The organism is Streptomyces sp. NPDC087263 (assembly GCF_044744645.1).
Taxonomy (GTDB): Bacteria; Actinomycetota; Actinomycetes; order Streptomycetales; family Streptomycetaceae; genus Streptomyces.
This window is the reverse complement of sequence record NZ_JBIUYT010000009.1, coordinates 45,467-59,122: the sequence shown is the minus strand read 5'-3', so window position 1 is coordinate 59,122 and position 13,656 is coordinate 45,467. Positions and strand designations below refer to the sequence as shown.

Below are 13,656 nucleotides of genomic sequence, written 5' to 3'. Positions count from 1 at the left end.
GCATTTACCTAATAGCTTTAGGCAAGTGGGGCTATCTCTCCTCCCCCAGCCCATCCGCCAGCACCTCCGCCATGTGCCGCCCCCTCCGGCCAGCCAGCTGCTCCAGCTGTGTACGGCAGGAGAAGCCGTCCGCCAGGATCACCGTGTCGTCCGTGGCGGCCCGTACGGCCGGGAGGAGCTGCTCCTCGGCGCAGGCCGTCGACACCTCGTAGTGGCCCTTCTCGAAGCCGAAGTTGCCGGCGAGGCCACAGCAGCCGCCGGCGAGGGAGCCGGTGAGGCCCGCGGCCTCGCGCAGGCGGCGGTCGGCGGCGTCGCCGAGGACCGCGTGCTGGTGGCAGTGGGTCTGGCCGGTTGCCGGGCGGTCCAGCCGGGGTGGGGTCCAGTGCGGGGCGTGCCGTTCCAGGGCCTCCGCGAACGTCGTCACCGCCGCCGCCAGACGTGCCGCACGCGGGTCGTCGTGCAGCAGCTCCGGCAGGTCGGTGCGGAGGGCGGCGGCGCAGCTCGGTTCCAGGACGACGACCGGGGTGCCCGCCTCCAGGTACGGCTCCATCAGGTCGAGCGTGCGGCGCATCACGGTGCGGGCGCGGTCGAGCTGGCCGGTGGAGACGTAGGTCAGGCCACAGCAGACGCGGTGCCGACGACGCGGCAGGACCGCACCGAAACCCGCACCGAAACCCCCACCGAAGCCGATCGGGCCCTTCGTCACGCCGTCCCCGATCGGGCCCTTCGTCACGCCACCCCCGATCGTCCCCCTCGTCACGCCACCCCCGACCGGGCCCCTCGTCACGCCATCCCCGACCGGGCCCCGTGACGGCCCGTCCCCGCCGGGACCCCGCACGACCCCCGCCGCCCCGTCCGGTCCCGGAATCCCCCCAGCCTCTTCAGGCATCCCCGCCGGCGTGAACTTCATCGCCCTCGTCGGCGGCAGCAGCACCGTCAGCCCCGCCGCCTCCAGGACCCGTACGGCGGCCTTGCCCACGGACGGCGAGAGGTACTCCGTAAAGGTGTCGGGCCACACGACAACGACCTGCCCACCGGAGCCGAAACCCGAGCCCGAGCCCGAGCCGGCCCCCGTACCGAACCCCGGAAACGGCCCCCGTACCCCCCGTTTGACGCCCCGCACGAACCCCCGCACCCGCGCCCGGAACCTCCGCGACCACCACCGGCTGAAGGTCTCCCGCGCCACCGTCGGAATCCCCCGCTCGGGCGCGATCCCGCCCAGCCGCTTGGCCACTGCCGCCAAAAACCCCACGCCGACAAGGAAGTTGACGATCCGTGCCGTGCGGGTGCCGGCGACGAACCCGAGCCACACCGGCAGCCACCCCATGGCGTAGTGGGCCGCCGGGCGACGGCGCCCCTCGTAGTGGTGGTGGAGGAACTCCGCCTTGTACGTGGCCATGTCGACGCCGACCGGGCAGTCGGACCGGCAGCCCTTGCAGGACAGGCAGAGGTCCAGCGCGTCGCGCACCTCAGTCGAACGCCACCCGTCGGTCACGACCTCGCCCGCGAGCATCTCGTGGAGCAGCCGCGCCCGTCCTCGCGTGGAGTGCTCCTCCTCGCCGGTCGCCCGGAAGGAGGGGCACATCACGTCCGTGCCGGCCGCAGAGGTCGTACGGCACTTCGCCACCCCCACACACCTGCGCACCGCCGCCGAGAAGTCCCCGCCGTCCGCCGGATACCCGAAGGCCACGTCGACCGGCTCTTTCGGCAGCACCGCGAATCGCAGGTTCTCGTCCAGCCGGTGCGGCCGCACCAGCATTCCGGGGTTGAGCAGGTCGTCCGGGTCCCAGACGCCCTTGACCCGCTCGAAGAGGCCGACCATCTCCGCGCCGTACATCCTCGGCAGCAACTCCGCCCGCGCCTGCCCGTCGCCGTGCTCGCCCGACAGCGAGCCCCCGTGGGACACGACGACGTCCGCGAGCTCCTCGGAGAAGCGCCGGAAGCGACCGATCCCGGCGGCGGTCATCAGGTCGAAGTCGATGCGTACGTGGATGCAGCCGTCGCCGAAGTGCCCGTACGGCGCGCCGCGCAGCCCGTGGGCCGTCAGCAGGGCCCGGAAGTCGCGGAGGTAGGGCCCGAGCCGGGCGGGCGGCACCGCGCAGTCCTCCCAACCGGGCCAGGCCTCGGTGCCGTCGGGCATCCGGGTCGCCGTGCCACTGGCGTCCTCGCGCAGCCGCCACAGGGCGCGCTGCCCGGCCGGGTCGGTGACGACGAGGGAGTCGACGACGTCGGCGGCCCGCACGATCGCGTCGCCGCGCGCGCGTGCCTCCGCCGTGTCCGCCCCGCCCGTCTCGACGAAGAGCCAGGCCCCGCCGCGCGGCAGCCCCGCGTCGGCCGGTACGAGGTCGGCGGCCATCCCCTCCACCGTCAGCGGGCCGTACGGCAGCAGTCCGGCGGCCGCCTCCGCCGCCGCGCTCTCGTCCGGGTACGCCAGCACGGCCAGCGCCCGCGCGCGGGGGGCCTCGACCAGTCGTACGACCGCCTCCGTCAGCAGCCCCAGGGTGCCCTCGGAGCCGCAGAAGGACCGGGCGACGTCCGCGCCGCGCTCGGGGAGGAGGGCGTCCAGCGCATACCCGGAGATACGGCGCGGGAGGTCCGGGAAGCCCGTGCGCAGGCGCGCCAACTCGCCCTCGACCAGGGGACGGAGGCCGTCGGGGGCGCCCGCCCAGTCCTGCCCCAGCCGCACCGCGGCCCCCTGACCCGTGACCACCGACAGCTCCCGCACGCTGTCCGCCGTCGTGCCCCAGGCGACCGAGTGCGACCCGCACGAGTTGTTGCCGATCATGCCGCCGAGCGTGCAGCGGCCGTGGGTCGAGGGGTCGGGGCCGAAACGCAGGCCGTGCGGGGCGGCGGCATCCTGGAGGCGGTCCAGTACGACACCGGGCTGGACCACCGCCGTACGGGCATCGGGGTCCACGGAAACGATCCGGTTCATGTGGCGCGTGAAGTCCAGGACGACGCCCGTGCCCGTCGCCTGCCCGGCGATCGACGTGCCGCCACCGCGCGCGACGACCGGCACCCCGTACTCACGGCACACGGCGAGGGCCGCCGCCACGTCGTCCGCGTCGCGCGGGGACACGACGCCCAGCGGGACACGCCGGTAATTGGACGCGTCCATGGTGGTCAGCGCCCGCGCGGTCACGTCGAAGGCAACCTCGCCGCGCACGGCCTTCCGCAACCCCGCCCGCAGTGCCCCTGGATCAGTCATGCCCCCAGGATGCCCCCGAACACTGACAGTGACCGCCGAGCCACCACGCGAAGATCGCGACCTAAGGGTCGAATGTGGTCGGGATTACTCAGACCGGGAAACCGGAAGCTTCCCAAGACGATCACTAACTCCCCTATAGTGACGGCCAGTTGAGCATCAAGTGTCGCTTCTCGCCCAGGAACCTCGCCCCCAGGAACCTCGCCCAGGACACGACCGAGGACACGATTCATGACCGCGCCGACAGCGCCCACCCCCTCCGGCGAACGACCCACCCTCCGCGCCACTGCGCCCGTCCCTCTGATCACCGCCGTCCTGGCCGCGGTCGCGGTCGCCGGCGCCGTCCACCTGGCGCCCGACTCGGTGCGCGTCCCCCTCGCCTGGGCCGCGGGCGCCGCCGCCCTGCTGCTGTGCGTGGCCGTCGCCGTGGCCACCCGCGCCGTACAGAAGTCGAGGCTGCTGCGCCGTCGGCTCGACACCGTGACCCAGGACGCCGGGCGGCTCCTTCAGGAACGGGCCCGGCTGGCCCAGGAGTTCAGCCAGGAACAGGTCCGGCTGACCGGTGACGTGGCCCGCGAGCGGGCCCGCCTGGCCGAGGCGGTGGCACAGGAACGCGTCCAGCTGACCGAGACCGCAGCGCGGGAACGCGCCCGTCTCACCGCCGGGTTCACGGCCGAACGGCAGCAGCTCACCGACGAACGGGACCGCCTCACCGCGGAGAACGCCCGCCTTGCCGAGCGCGCCCGGCACGCCACCGCTGACCGCGCCGCCGCGCTCGCCTCGACCGCCAACGCGGCCGGCCGGCTACAGGCCCTGTCCACGGGCATGCTCGCCGACCTGCGCGCCATGGAGGAGCGGCACTCCGACGAGGCGGTCCTCGCCGACCTGCTGCACCTCGACCACCGCACCGCGCAGGCGGGCCGTCTCGCCGACTCCGTCGCCGTCCTCTCGGGTGCGCGCTCCGGCCGCCGCTGGGCGCGGCCCATCGTCATGGAGTCGATCCTGCGCGGCGCGATGGGCCGCATCGGCGGCTACCAGCGTGTCCGCATCCACTCCACCAGCGGGGCCGCCGTCGCCGGGCACGCCGCCGAGGGCGTGATGCACGCGCTCGCCGAACTCCTCGACAACGCGGCGAACTTCTCCCCGCCGACCGCCGAAGTGCATGTGTACGTCGAGGAGGTCCCGGCCGGCGTCATCGTCTCCGTCGAGGACAGCGGCCTGGTGATGGGCGACGTCCAGCTGCGCCGCGCCGAGCGTGCCGTGTCCGGCGACACCGTCGGACCGGGCAGGCTCACCGGCACCCGGCTCGGCCTCGCAGTGGTCGGCCGGCTCGCCCGCAAGCACGGCCTGAAGGTGTCCTTCCGGCCCTCCGCACGGGGCGGCACGGGCGTCCTGGTCCTCATCCCCCAGGACCTTCTCGCCTTCCTGCCCCTCACGCTGCCCCTCGACGACGAACCCGCCGAGACCAAGGCCGAGACCGAGCCCAAGGCCGAGACCGCGTCAGCGCCGGGAGCCGTCCAGCCGCCGCTCCCCGAGCCGTCGTACGCCGCCGCCCACGCCCCCGCCGACCTGGACCCGGATCCCGTCCCCGCCCACGACTCGCCCCGGCACGAGGAGGACACCGAGTCGAGCGGCGAGCTCCCCAGGCGCCGCCGCGGCCGCACCCTCGCGCACGCCGAGCGCAGCCGCGCCCGCGCCACGCCTCCGGCCGACCCGGACCCCCGTACCGCCGACAGGGCCAGGTCCCGTGGCGACCGCTTCAGCAGCTTCCGGCAGGCGGTACGCGGTGCGGCGCCGGGCGCCGAGGACGCCGTACACGTCCAGGAAGAACTCGAAGAAGACCTCGGACAGGAACAGGAGGGGGTACGGGACACGGACGCGGTGTCCGCCGTGCCCTCCCAGGCGCCCGCCCCCTCACCGTCACCCGACCACTCACACCCGAAAGGCCACACGACTCCATGACCGGCTCCACCACCGCCGACGAGAAGCTCTCCTGGCTCATCGAGGGGCTGCTTGAGCGCACGCCAGGCACCCGGCACGCGCTCGTGCTCTCGCGTGACGGCCTGAGGCTGTGCCGCACCCCGGGGCTCTCGGTCGACCAGGCCGACCAGCTCGCGGCGATCGCCGCCGGCATCCAGTCGCTGTCCCACGGGGCGTCGGTGGAGTTCGGCGACGGCAGCGGGGGCGTACGGTCCGCGATGGCCGAGTTCCACGGCGGAGTCCTGTTCATCGTCGAGGCGGGCGACGGCGCGCACCTGGCGGTCGTCACCGCCGAGGAGGCGGACGCCGGTCTGGTCGGGCACAACATGAGCGAACTCGTCGAACAACTCGGCGAATACCTGAGCGCGCCGCCGCGTACCTCATGAGCCGCCCGGGTCGGGACGACGCCCCCGACCGGCTGTACACCCTCACGGGAGGGCGCAGCGGGTCCGGCCCCGACACCCCCTTCGACCTGGTGACGCTGGTGGTCGCCGAGTGCGAGCCGGCGGCGGGCATGCAGTCGGAGCACGCCGCGATCCTGCGCCTGGCCAAGCGGCCCACGGCGGTCGTCGAGATCGCGGCCGAACTGCGGCTGCCGGTGAGCATCACGAAGGTGCTGCTCACCGATCTCCTCGCCACCGGCCGCGTCAGCGCCCGGCACCCGCACGTCGCCACTCTTCCCGATCACGACATCCTGGAGCAGGTGCTCGTTGGACTCCGCAACATCTGACGCCGGTACGTCTGCCTGTGTCGCCGCGGCCTCCGACGCCCGTGCCCCTCTCGCGAATGACGCCCGTACGCCGCTGTCCGCGTCGGCCGACAACGGCCCGAAGATCGTGGCCGTCGGTGGTTTCGGCGTCGGCAAGCCGGTCGAGTACCTCCAGAGCCTGTACGCCGCCACGAGCGCACCCGGAGCTCTTGGCGAACCCCTCCTCACATCACCGGAGTTGGCACTGTGACCTCCGCCTCCGTGCCCCTCAGTGGGCCCCGGTTCCAGACCGAACCCGCCGAGCTGTACCGGGAGTTGCGGCGCGACCACGGTGCCGTGGTGCCGGTCTCGCTGGACGGGGACATACCGGCCTGGCTGGTGCTCGGCTATCGCGAACTGCACCAGGTCACCGGCGATCCCGTGCTGTTCAGCCGGGACTCCGACCTGTGGAACCAGTGGCCGGGCATCCCCGACGACTGGCCGATGCTGCCGATGATCGGCCGCGGGCAGCCCTCCATCCTCTACACGGTCGGCGAGCGTCACCGGGTGCGCGCCGCGATGATCAGCGACGCCCTCGAAGCCGTCGACCCCTTTGAACTGCGCAGCCACGCCGAGAAGTTCGCCGACGAGCTCATCGACGCGGTGAGCGCCAAGGGCGAGACGGACCTCATCGGGGACTACGCGGCACTGCTGCCCGTCCGTGTCCTCGCCACGCTCTACGGCTTCACCGACGAGCAGGGACCCGGCCTGGTCACCGCCCTCAACGACATCACCAACGGTACGGCGTCCGCACTGGCGGGGCAGCAGCATCTGGCGGCGTCCATGGGGCAGCTGCTCGCCGACCGGAAGGTGGCTCCCGCGGACGACGTGGTCAGCCGCATGCTGGCGACGGCACTCACCCAGGAGGCCGCGGCCGAGGGCTCGGGGTCAGCCTCGACCTCGGGCTTCACGGACGAGGAGATCGTCCAGGACCTGATGGTCGTGCTGGCCGCGGGCCACCAGCCGACCGCCGACTGGATCGGCAACTCGCTGCGCCTGATGCTCACGGACGACCGCTTCGCGGCCTCGCTGTTCGGCGGCCGGAACAGCGTCGCCGAGGCCATGAACGAGGTCCTCTGGGAGGACACCCCCTCCCAGAACGTCGCCGGCCGCTGGGCCTCCCGCGACACCCAGCTCGGCGGCCGCCACATCCACTCCGGCGACCTGCTCATCCTCGGGCTCCAGGGCGCCAACTCCGACCCCCGGGTCCGTACCGACGTCTCCGCGCTCACCGGCGGCAACAGCGCCCACTTCTCCTTCGGCCACGGCGCCCACCGCTGTCCGTTCCCGGCGCAGGAGATCGCGGAGATCATCGCGCGGACCGGGATCGAGGTCGTACTGGACCGGCTGCCGGACATCGACCTGGCCGTGCCCGCCGAGTCGCTGGCCCGGCGGCCCTCCCCATGGCTGCGGGGGCTGACCGAACTGCCCGTGCGCTTCTCCCCCACCCGGGCCCTCGGCGGGACCTCCGCATGAGCGCCGCCGACGCCGAAGAGACCCGTGGCGTCCTGGACCCTTCGTCAGCGACCTCGGCCCACTCCGGCCTCCTCGCCCTCGCGCCCGTCTCACCCGACGGACGAGGTTTCACCCAGGTTTCCGGAAGCCGCTAGGCTCGCGGGGTGGCTGATATCGAGATCCCCGCTGACATCAAGCCCGCCGACGGTCGTTTCGGCGCGGGCCCCTCCAAGGTACGTACGGAGGCGCTGGACGCCCTGGCGGCGACCGGCAGTTCTCTGCTCGGTACGTCCCACCGCCAGGCCCCGGTCAAGAACCTGGTCGGCAAGGTGCGCGAGGGCGTGAGCGCACTGTTCTCACTCCCCGAGGGCTACGAGGTCGTCCTCGGCAACGGCGGCTCCACCGCGTTCTGGGACGTCGCGACCCACGGGCTCATCGAGAGCAGGTCGCAGCACCTCACCTTCGGTGAGTTCAGCTCCAAGTTCGCGAAGGCGGCCAAGCTCGCCCCGTGGCTGGCCGAGCCGACCGTGATCTCCTCCGACCCGGGCACGCACCCCGAGCCGACGGCCGAGGCGGGCGTGGACGTCTACGCCTTCACCCACAACGAGACCTCCACCGGTGTCGCGGCCCCCATCAAGCGCGTGGCCGGCGCCGACGACGGCTCCCTCGTCCTGGTGGACGCCACCTCCGGCGCCGGCGGCCTCCCCGTCGACATCGCCGAGACCGACGTCTACTACTTCGCCCCACAGAAGTCCTTCGCCTCCGACGGCGGCCTGTGGATCGGCGTCTTCTCCCCGGCGGCGATCGAGCGCGCCGAGCGGATCCACGCGGGCGGGCGCCACGTACCGGAGTTCTTCTCGCTCCCCACCGCGATCGACAACTCGCGCAAGAACCAGACGTACAACACCCCGGCCCTCGCCACCCTCTTCCTGCTCAACGAGCAGCTGGAGTGGATCAACGGCCAGGGCGGCCTGGCGTGGTCCGCGGCCCGTACCAAGGACTCCTCGACCCGCCTCTACACCTGGGCCGAGAACAGCAAGTACGCCACCCCGTTCGTCACCGACCCCGCCAAGCGCTCCCAGGTCATCGGCACGATCGACTTCGCGGACGAGATCGACGCCGCCGCCGTCGCCAAGGTGCTGCGCGCCAACGGCATCGTCGACACCGAGCCCTACCGCAAGCTCGGCCGCAACCAGCTCCGCGTCGCGATGTTCCCGGCCATCGACCCGGCGGACGTCGAGGCGCTGACGAAGTGCGTCGACTACGTGATCGAGAAGCTGTAACCGTCTCTACGTGAAGAGGGGCGCCCGGCACGTGAATCGTGCCGGGCGCCCCTCTCTCGTCTCACCTCGTCAGTGGCTCAGCTTCCTGAACCGCCGCACCGCGAGCGGCAGGAAGATCAGCGTCAGGATCGCCGGCCACACCCCCGCCATCAGCAGCGCGTGCTGCTCGACCCACGAGTCCCCGCTGCCCACCGGCGTTCCGAACAGCTCACGCGCGGCGGCCGCCGTGGACGAGATCGGGTTCCAGGCCGCGACGAAGCCGAGCCAGTCCGGCATGAGCTGCGGCGCGACGAAGATGCTGGAGATCATCGTCAGCGGGAAGGCCACCGCGAACAACCCGCCCGCCGCCTCCGGGTTGGGCACCATCAGACCGAGCCACACGCCGAGCCAGATCAGCGCGAAGCGCAGCCAGAGCAGCAACGCGAACGCCGCCAGGAAGGCGAGTCCGCCGTCGGGACGCCAGCCCATCGCGAACGCGGTGAGCATCAGGATCGTCAACTCCGCGCAGGCGCCGAGCAGATCCGTCACCCCGCGACCGGAGACCACGGCGGACGGCGCCATCGGCATCGAGCGGAACCGGTCGATGACACCCCGGGTCGCGTCGTAGACCACGACGGTCGCGGTGTTGATGAAGCCGAAGGCCATCGTCATCACGAACATGCCCGGCATCAGGAAGTCCTTGTAGTCCCCGCCCCCGGGCACCTTCATCGCACTGCCGAAGACATACCCGTACAGCAGCACGGAGAGGATCGGGAAGCCCAACTGCCAGACGATGTTGATGGGTTGGCGCTGGTAGTGGGTCAGTCCGCGCCGGACGACGTTCCAGCAGTCGACAACTGCCCAGTACGTACGACCATGACCGCTCGGCCCGGCCGGCTCCAGCGCGCTCATGCCGCCTCCTTCGTGCTCGTGTCCGTCTCCGTACGGTGTCCGGTCAGGCGCAGGAACACGTCGTCGAGACTCGGCCTGCGCAGCCCGATGTCCTCGACCGAGACACCCTCGTCCTGGAGGGTGCGCGCCACGTCGGTGAGCGCGGCCACCCGGTCGGTCACCGGCGCGTGGACGCGGAGTTCGGTCTCGTCCGACTCCGGTTCGCCGTCCGCGACCCGGGCCACGGCCTTCACCACCCGCGGGATGTCGGCGCGTTCGCTCACCACGACCTCGATACGGTCACCGCCGACCGTGTCCTTCAGCCCGTCGGGCGTGTCGTCCGCGATGGCCCGGCCCTGGTCGATCACCGTGATGTGCGAGGCGAGCTTGTCGGCCTCCTCCAGGTACTGCGTGGTCAGCAGCACGGTCGTACCGCCGGTCACCAATGCCCGTACGGAGTCCCAGACTTCGCCCCGGCCGCGCGGGTCGAGTCCGGTCGTCGGCTCGTCCAGGAACAGCACGCTCGGGGTGAGGATCATCGACGCGGCGAGGTCGAGTCGGCGCCGCATGCCGCCGCTGTACTTCCCGACTCCCTTGTCTGCGGCCTCGACGAGGTCGAACTGCTCAAGGAGCTCCCCGGCCCGCAGCCGCGCCCTGCGTCCGCCCAGATGGAACAGCCGGCCGAACATCTCCAGGTTCTGCCGCCCGCTGAGTACCTCGTCCACCGCCGCGTACTGACCGGTGAGCCCGATCCGCGCCCGCACCTCCCGCGGCTGCCGTGCCACGTCCAGACCGGCCACCGTCGCGCTCCCGCCGTCCAGCCGCAGGAGCGTGGCGAGGATACGGACGGCGGTGGTCTTGCCCGCGCCGTTCGGCCCGAGCAGGCCGTGCACCGTCCCCTCCCGCACCGCCAGATCGAAGCCGTCGAGCGCGCGCTTGTCTCCGTACCGCTTCTCCAGGCCCTCGGCCCGTACCGCGTAACCGCCGCTCATGGGTCCCCTTTCCCTTGATCGAGCACTAACTGAGTACACCGTACCCGATTACGCGTACAACGTACTCAGTTTTTCTTCGCGGAACTAAGCTGCACCCATGAAGAGCAGCACGGAGACCAGCGGCAGCGGTGACATCAGGCGCACCCTCGAACTGCTGTGGGACACCGGCAAGCGCCCCAGCCGCGGCCCCAAGCCGGGCCTGACGCTGGAGGGGATCGTGGAGGCGGCGATCCGGGTCGCGAACGCCGAGGGTCTGGAGGCGGTCTCGATGCGCCGGATCGCCACCGAACTCGGCACCGGCGCGATGTCCCTGTACCGCTATGTCCCCGGCAAGGGAGAGCTGCTCGACCTGATGCTGGACCGGGTCCAGCGGCCGTCCGAGAACCCCGCCGACCTCGGCGACGGCAGCTGGCGCTCGGCTCTGGAGGCCCTGGGCCGCGCGACCCTCGCCCTCTACCGGCGCCACCCCTGGCTGCTCCAGGTCAACCAGTCACGCCCGATCCTCGGCCCGAGCGCCCTCGACGGCATGGAGAAGATGCTCTCGCGCATCAAACCGATGGGCCTGACCGATCCCGAGCTGGTCTCGACGATCATCATGATCGACGGATATGTCGTCGGGGCCGCCCGCACACAGGTGCACCACGAGGAGGCGGAACGCAGAACCGGCCTGACGGACGCCGAGTTCTGGCAGGCCCACGTCCCCGTCTTCGAGAAGGTCATGACCGACGGCAACCACCCCTACCTCGCCGCGCTCAGCGAGGACGCCTTCAGCCCCGACTTCGACCACTTCGAGTTCGGCCTTCAGCGCATCCTGGACGGCCTCGAAACGTTCGTCGCCCGGCGCGGCGAAGGGTGACGGCTACGACCGTCGCAGCAACCGCTTGAATCCGATGACGACGACAAGCCCGACGACCACGGCAAGGGCACCGACCTTGAAGCCATCACCGTCATCGCCCCCCTGTGCCGCTGAACTCCCGCTCCCGGACGGCGACTTGGATGATGCTTCGCCGGCGCCTCCGGGGGCGTCCTCCGCGACGACCGAACTCCCGGCGCCTTCGCTGCCGAGCATGATTTTGGTCCCGTCGGTGGTGTAACTGACGGACTCCCCCTGCCCGAGGGGCACGCTGATCCGCTCCAGCTTCTTGATCTTCCCGTCGTTCCAGTCGTACGCGATCCCGCCGAAGTATCCGCGTACGGCGAGCCGCGTGCCGTCCGGGGAGAAGGCGGCGTCGGTGGCCCACAGGTCGACGGCGACGACGGGCTTGAAGACGTTGGTCCCGGAGGCGGAGAGCTTGGCGGGCCCCTCGTACAGGTGGCCGCCGTCCTCCTGCTTGTCGATGATGTAGACCCGCCCGGTCGTGGGGTGCACGACGAGCGACTCGGCGTCGCGGGGTCCGTCGGAGTACTTGACCACGTACTGCGTGGCGCGGATCGTCTGGTCCTTGAGCTGCTTGGGCTCGGGCAGCTGATAGACCCACACGTAGTCCCAGACGACGCCGTCGTTGTCGCCGATGTCCCCGACGTAGATCTGGTTGTCCGGCCCTATCGAGATGGCCTCGACGTCGCGCGGCATGCCCACGCCGGTCATGGTGATCGTCGCGACGGTCTCGCCGGTGCGGCTGTCGACGGCGTAGAGGTAGGCGCCGGTGTCCTGGTCGTTGTGGGTCCAGTAGATCCCGGGATGCTGCCGGGAGGCGGCAAGCCCGCTGGACTCGGTGATGCGGGGGTCCTTGATCGTGAACCCCTCGTCACCGTCACCGTCGGCGGCGAAGACGGGCGCGGCGAACGCACCCATGAGAAGGACCCCGGCAAGAAACACGAGCGGTCGGCGCATGCCCCAAGCCTGCCACCCCGGACCGACGTTCACATCGCCCGCGCCCGACCGACGGCCCGGCCAACCACGAGGCATGTCCCCCCTCACGCACCCGCACCCCCACCGCCCGTGAGGCGTGTTCAGCTTCACACCCCCACCCTCGATGGCACCCGCACCGATCGTCCATGATGAGCGAATGCTCAGGTTCATGCCCGTCGGCGACTCCATGACGATCGGAAGCGCCGGCGAACACACATGGCGTTACCGGATGTGGCAGCACCTGCGCGAGACGTACGCGGGCCCGTTCCGGATCGTCGGCCCACGCGAGACGCTCTACGACAAGGCGACGGAGTCCCCCGACTCGTACGAGTACGCGGACCCAGACTTCCCCCGCGCCCACCTCGCGGGCTGGGGCGAGGGCTGGCTCCACATGACCCCGCTGATCCGCGAGGCGGTCCGCTCGCAGCGCGCCGACATCCTGCTGGTCTCCCTGGGCCTGATCGACCTGGGCTTCTACACGAACGCGACGCAGACGGCGGACAACGCCCGCGCCTTCGTCGCGGAGGCCCGCGCCGCGAACCCACGCATCCGCATGGTCGTACTCCCGGTGACACCGAACGTCCGCGCCGAGTCCGACGCCACCTTCGCCACCGAGGTCGCCGCCTTCAACGAACTCCTCGCCAAGACCGTCGCCGACCTCGACGAACCCCGCTCCCCCCTCCTCCTGACCTCGCCCCCGTCCCCGTACGACGTCAACCTCGACACCTACGACGGCACGCACCCCAACGAGAGCGGCGAACACCGCATCGCGGAGGCCTTCGCAGAGGCGATGTACCAGTCCTGGGACCTGGGCGAGCCCTACACCACCTGACCGGTCCCACCCCGCACCCGCCGGGACCGCAAGCACTCTTCCCCCGACCCGCCCCCCAACTCCCCACCCTCGACCGAAAAGCGCTGTAGCCAGCGCCCGGACGTCGCCAAGCTGCGCGACAACTCGGCCAAGGACTCCGAAGGTCACTGGCGCCACGAGGACGTCGAGTTCGTCGCCGAGGTCATCTCCAAGAAGACGGCCGCCAACGACTACGGCCCCAAGAAGACCGCGTACGCCCTCGCCGAGGTTCCCGTCTACCTCGTCGCCGACCCGTACCAGGGTAGGTGCCACGTCTACACCCACCCCAAGGACGGCGACTACGCGACCGAGACGAAGGTCTCCTTCGGAGACGATGTCGATCTCAGCGACACCACGGTCGGCCTCACCCTCAAAACCAAAGACTTCCCCCGCGACTGACCCCACCCCGCCGCCTGCCCTT

At 71.4% G+C, this 13,656-nt stretch carries 12 protein-coding genes and 1 pseudogene; 9 read left to right on the top strand and 4 right to left on the bottom strand.

The window, feature by feature from the left end:
- Positions 1–31: 31 nt before the first annotated feature.
- A complete protein-coding gene (locus ACIPC1_RS27715; RefSeq protein ID WP_402521569.1) occupies positions 32–3,208 on the bottom strand; it encodes an FAD-binding and (Fe-S)-binding domain-containing protein in 3,177 nt (1,058 codons plus the stop codon).
- Between the two features lie 228 nt (positions 3,209–3,436).
- On the opposite strand from ACIPC1_RS27715, the gene ACIPC1_RS27710 reads away from it, so the two are divergent.
- The 6 genes from ACIPC1_RS27710 (at position 3,437) to serC (ending at position 8,671) form a co-directional block, all read left to right on the top strand.
- The gene (locus ACIPC1_RS27710) at positions 3,437–5,167 is read left to right on the top strand and encodes an ATP-binding protein (protein WP_402521566.1); all 1,731 of its coding nucleotides are present in this window, start codon (positions 3,437–3,439) and stop codon (positions 5,165–5,167) included.
- Positions 5,164–5,571, top strand: coding sequence for a roadblock/LC7 domain-containing protein (locus ACIPC1_RS27705; RefSeq protein ID WP_402521563.1), 408 nt, complete (start codon positions 5,164–5,166; stop codon positions 5,569–5,571). Before ACIPC1_RS27710 ends, ACIPC1_RS27705 begins: the two co-directional genes overlap by 4 nt.
- A complete protein-coding gene (locus ACIPC1_RS27700) occupies positions 5,568–5,915 on the top strand; it encodes a DUF742 domain-containing protein (RefSeq protein ID WP_402521560.1) in 348 nt (115 codons plus the stop codon). Before ACIPC1_RS27705 ends, ACIPC1_RS27700 begins: the two co-directional genes overlap by 4 nt.
- Positions 5,896–6,144 carry a hypothetical protein gene (locus ACIPC1_RS27695; RefSeq protein WP_402521558.1) on the top strand — a complete coding sequence of 83 codons (249 nt, stop codon included), beginning with the start codon at positions 5,896–5,898 and terminating at the stop codon, positions 6,142–6,144. The genes ACIPC1_RS27700 and ACIPC1_RS27695 overlap by 20 nt, the downstream gene beginning before the upstream one ends.
- Complete coding sequence (locus tag ACIPC1_RS27690; RefSeq protein ID WP_402521556.1) at positions 6,141–7,409, top strand: cytochrome P450; 1,269 nt, start codon at positions 6,141–6,143, stop codon at positions 7,407–7,409. Before ACIPC1_RS27695 ends, ACIPC1_RS27690 begins: the two co-directional genes overlap by 4 nt.
- 143 nt (positions 7,410–7,552) lie before the next feature.
- A complete protein-coding gene (gene serC, locus ACIPC1_RS27685) occupies positions 7,553–8,671 on the top strand; it encodes a phosphoserine transaminase (protein WP_402521554.1) in 1,119 nt (372 codons plus the stop codon).
- Positions 8,672–8,740: 69 nt separating this feature from the next.
- On the opposite strand, the gene ACIPC1_RS27680 is transcribed toward serC, so the two are convergent.
- Together ACIPC1_RS27680 and ACIPC1_RS27675 are read right to left on the bottom strand one after the other, a co-directional pair.
- Positions 8,741–9,562, bottom strand: coding sequence for an ABC transporter permease (locus ACIPC1_RS27680; RefSeq protein WP_384390425.1), 822 nt, complete (start codon positions 9,560–9,562; stop codon positions 8,741–8,743).
- Positions 9,559–10,533: an ATP-binding cassette domain-containing protein gene (locus ACIPC1_RS27675; protein ID WP_402521550.1), complete on the bottom strand. Its 975-nt coding sequence runs from the start codon at positions 10,531–10,533 to the stop codon at positions 9,559–9,561. Before ACIPC1_RS27675 ends, ACIPC1_RS27680 begins: the two co-directional genes overlap by 4 nt.
- A 97-nt stretch (positions 10,534–10,630) precedes the next feature.
- Between ACIPC1_RS27675 and ACIPC1_RS27670 the strand changes: the two genes are divergently transcribed.
- Positions 10,631–11,389: a TetR/AcrR family transcriptional regulator gene (locus ACIPC1_RS27670; protein ID WP_402521547.1), complete on the top strand. Its 759-nt coding sequence runs from the start codon at positions 10,631–10,633 to the stop codon at positions 11,387–11,389.
- A 3-nt stretch (positions 11,390–11,392) separates the two neighbouring features.
- Here the strand turns inward: ACIPC1_RS27670 and ACIPC1_RS27665 are convergent, their stop codons facing one another.
- Positions 11,393–12,367 (bottom strand): WD40 repeat domain-containing protein, encoded by a 975-nt coding sequence (locus ACIPC1_RS27665; protein WP_402521545.1) that lies wholly within the window; start codon positions 12,365–12,367, stop codon positions 11,393–11,395.
- A 175-nt stretch (positions 12,368–12,542) separates the two neighbouring features.
- Between ACIPC1_RS27665 and ACIPC1_RS27660 the strand changes: the two genes are divergently transcribed.
- Entirely contained in the window at positions 12,543–13,217 is a 675-nt protein-coding gene (locus tag ACIPC1_RS27660) for an SGNH/GDSL hydrolase family protein (protein WP_402521543.1), read from the top strand.
- 90 nt (positions 13,218–13,307) lie between these two features.
- Positions 13,308–13,634 (top strand): annotated as a pseudogene (locus tag ACIPC1_RS27655) (Uma2 family endonuclease); the annotation flags it as partial.
- Between the last annotated feature and the right edge of the window lie 22 nt (positions 13,635–13,656).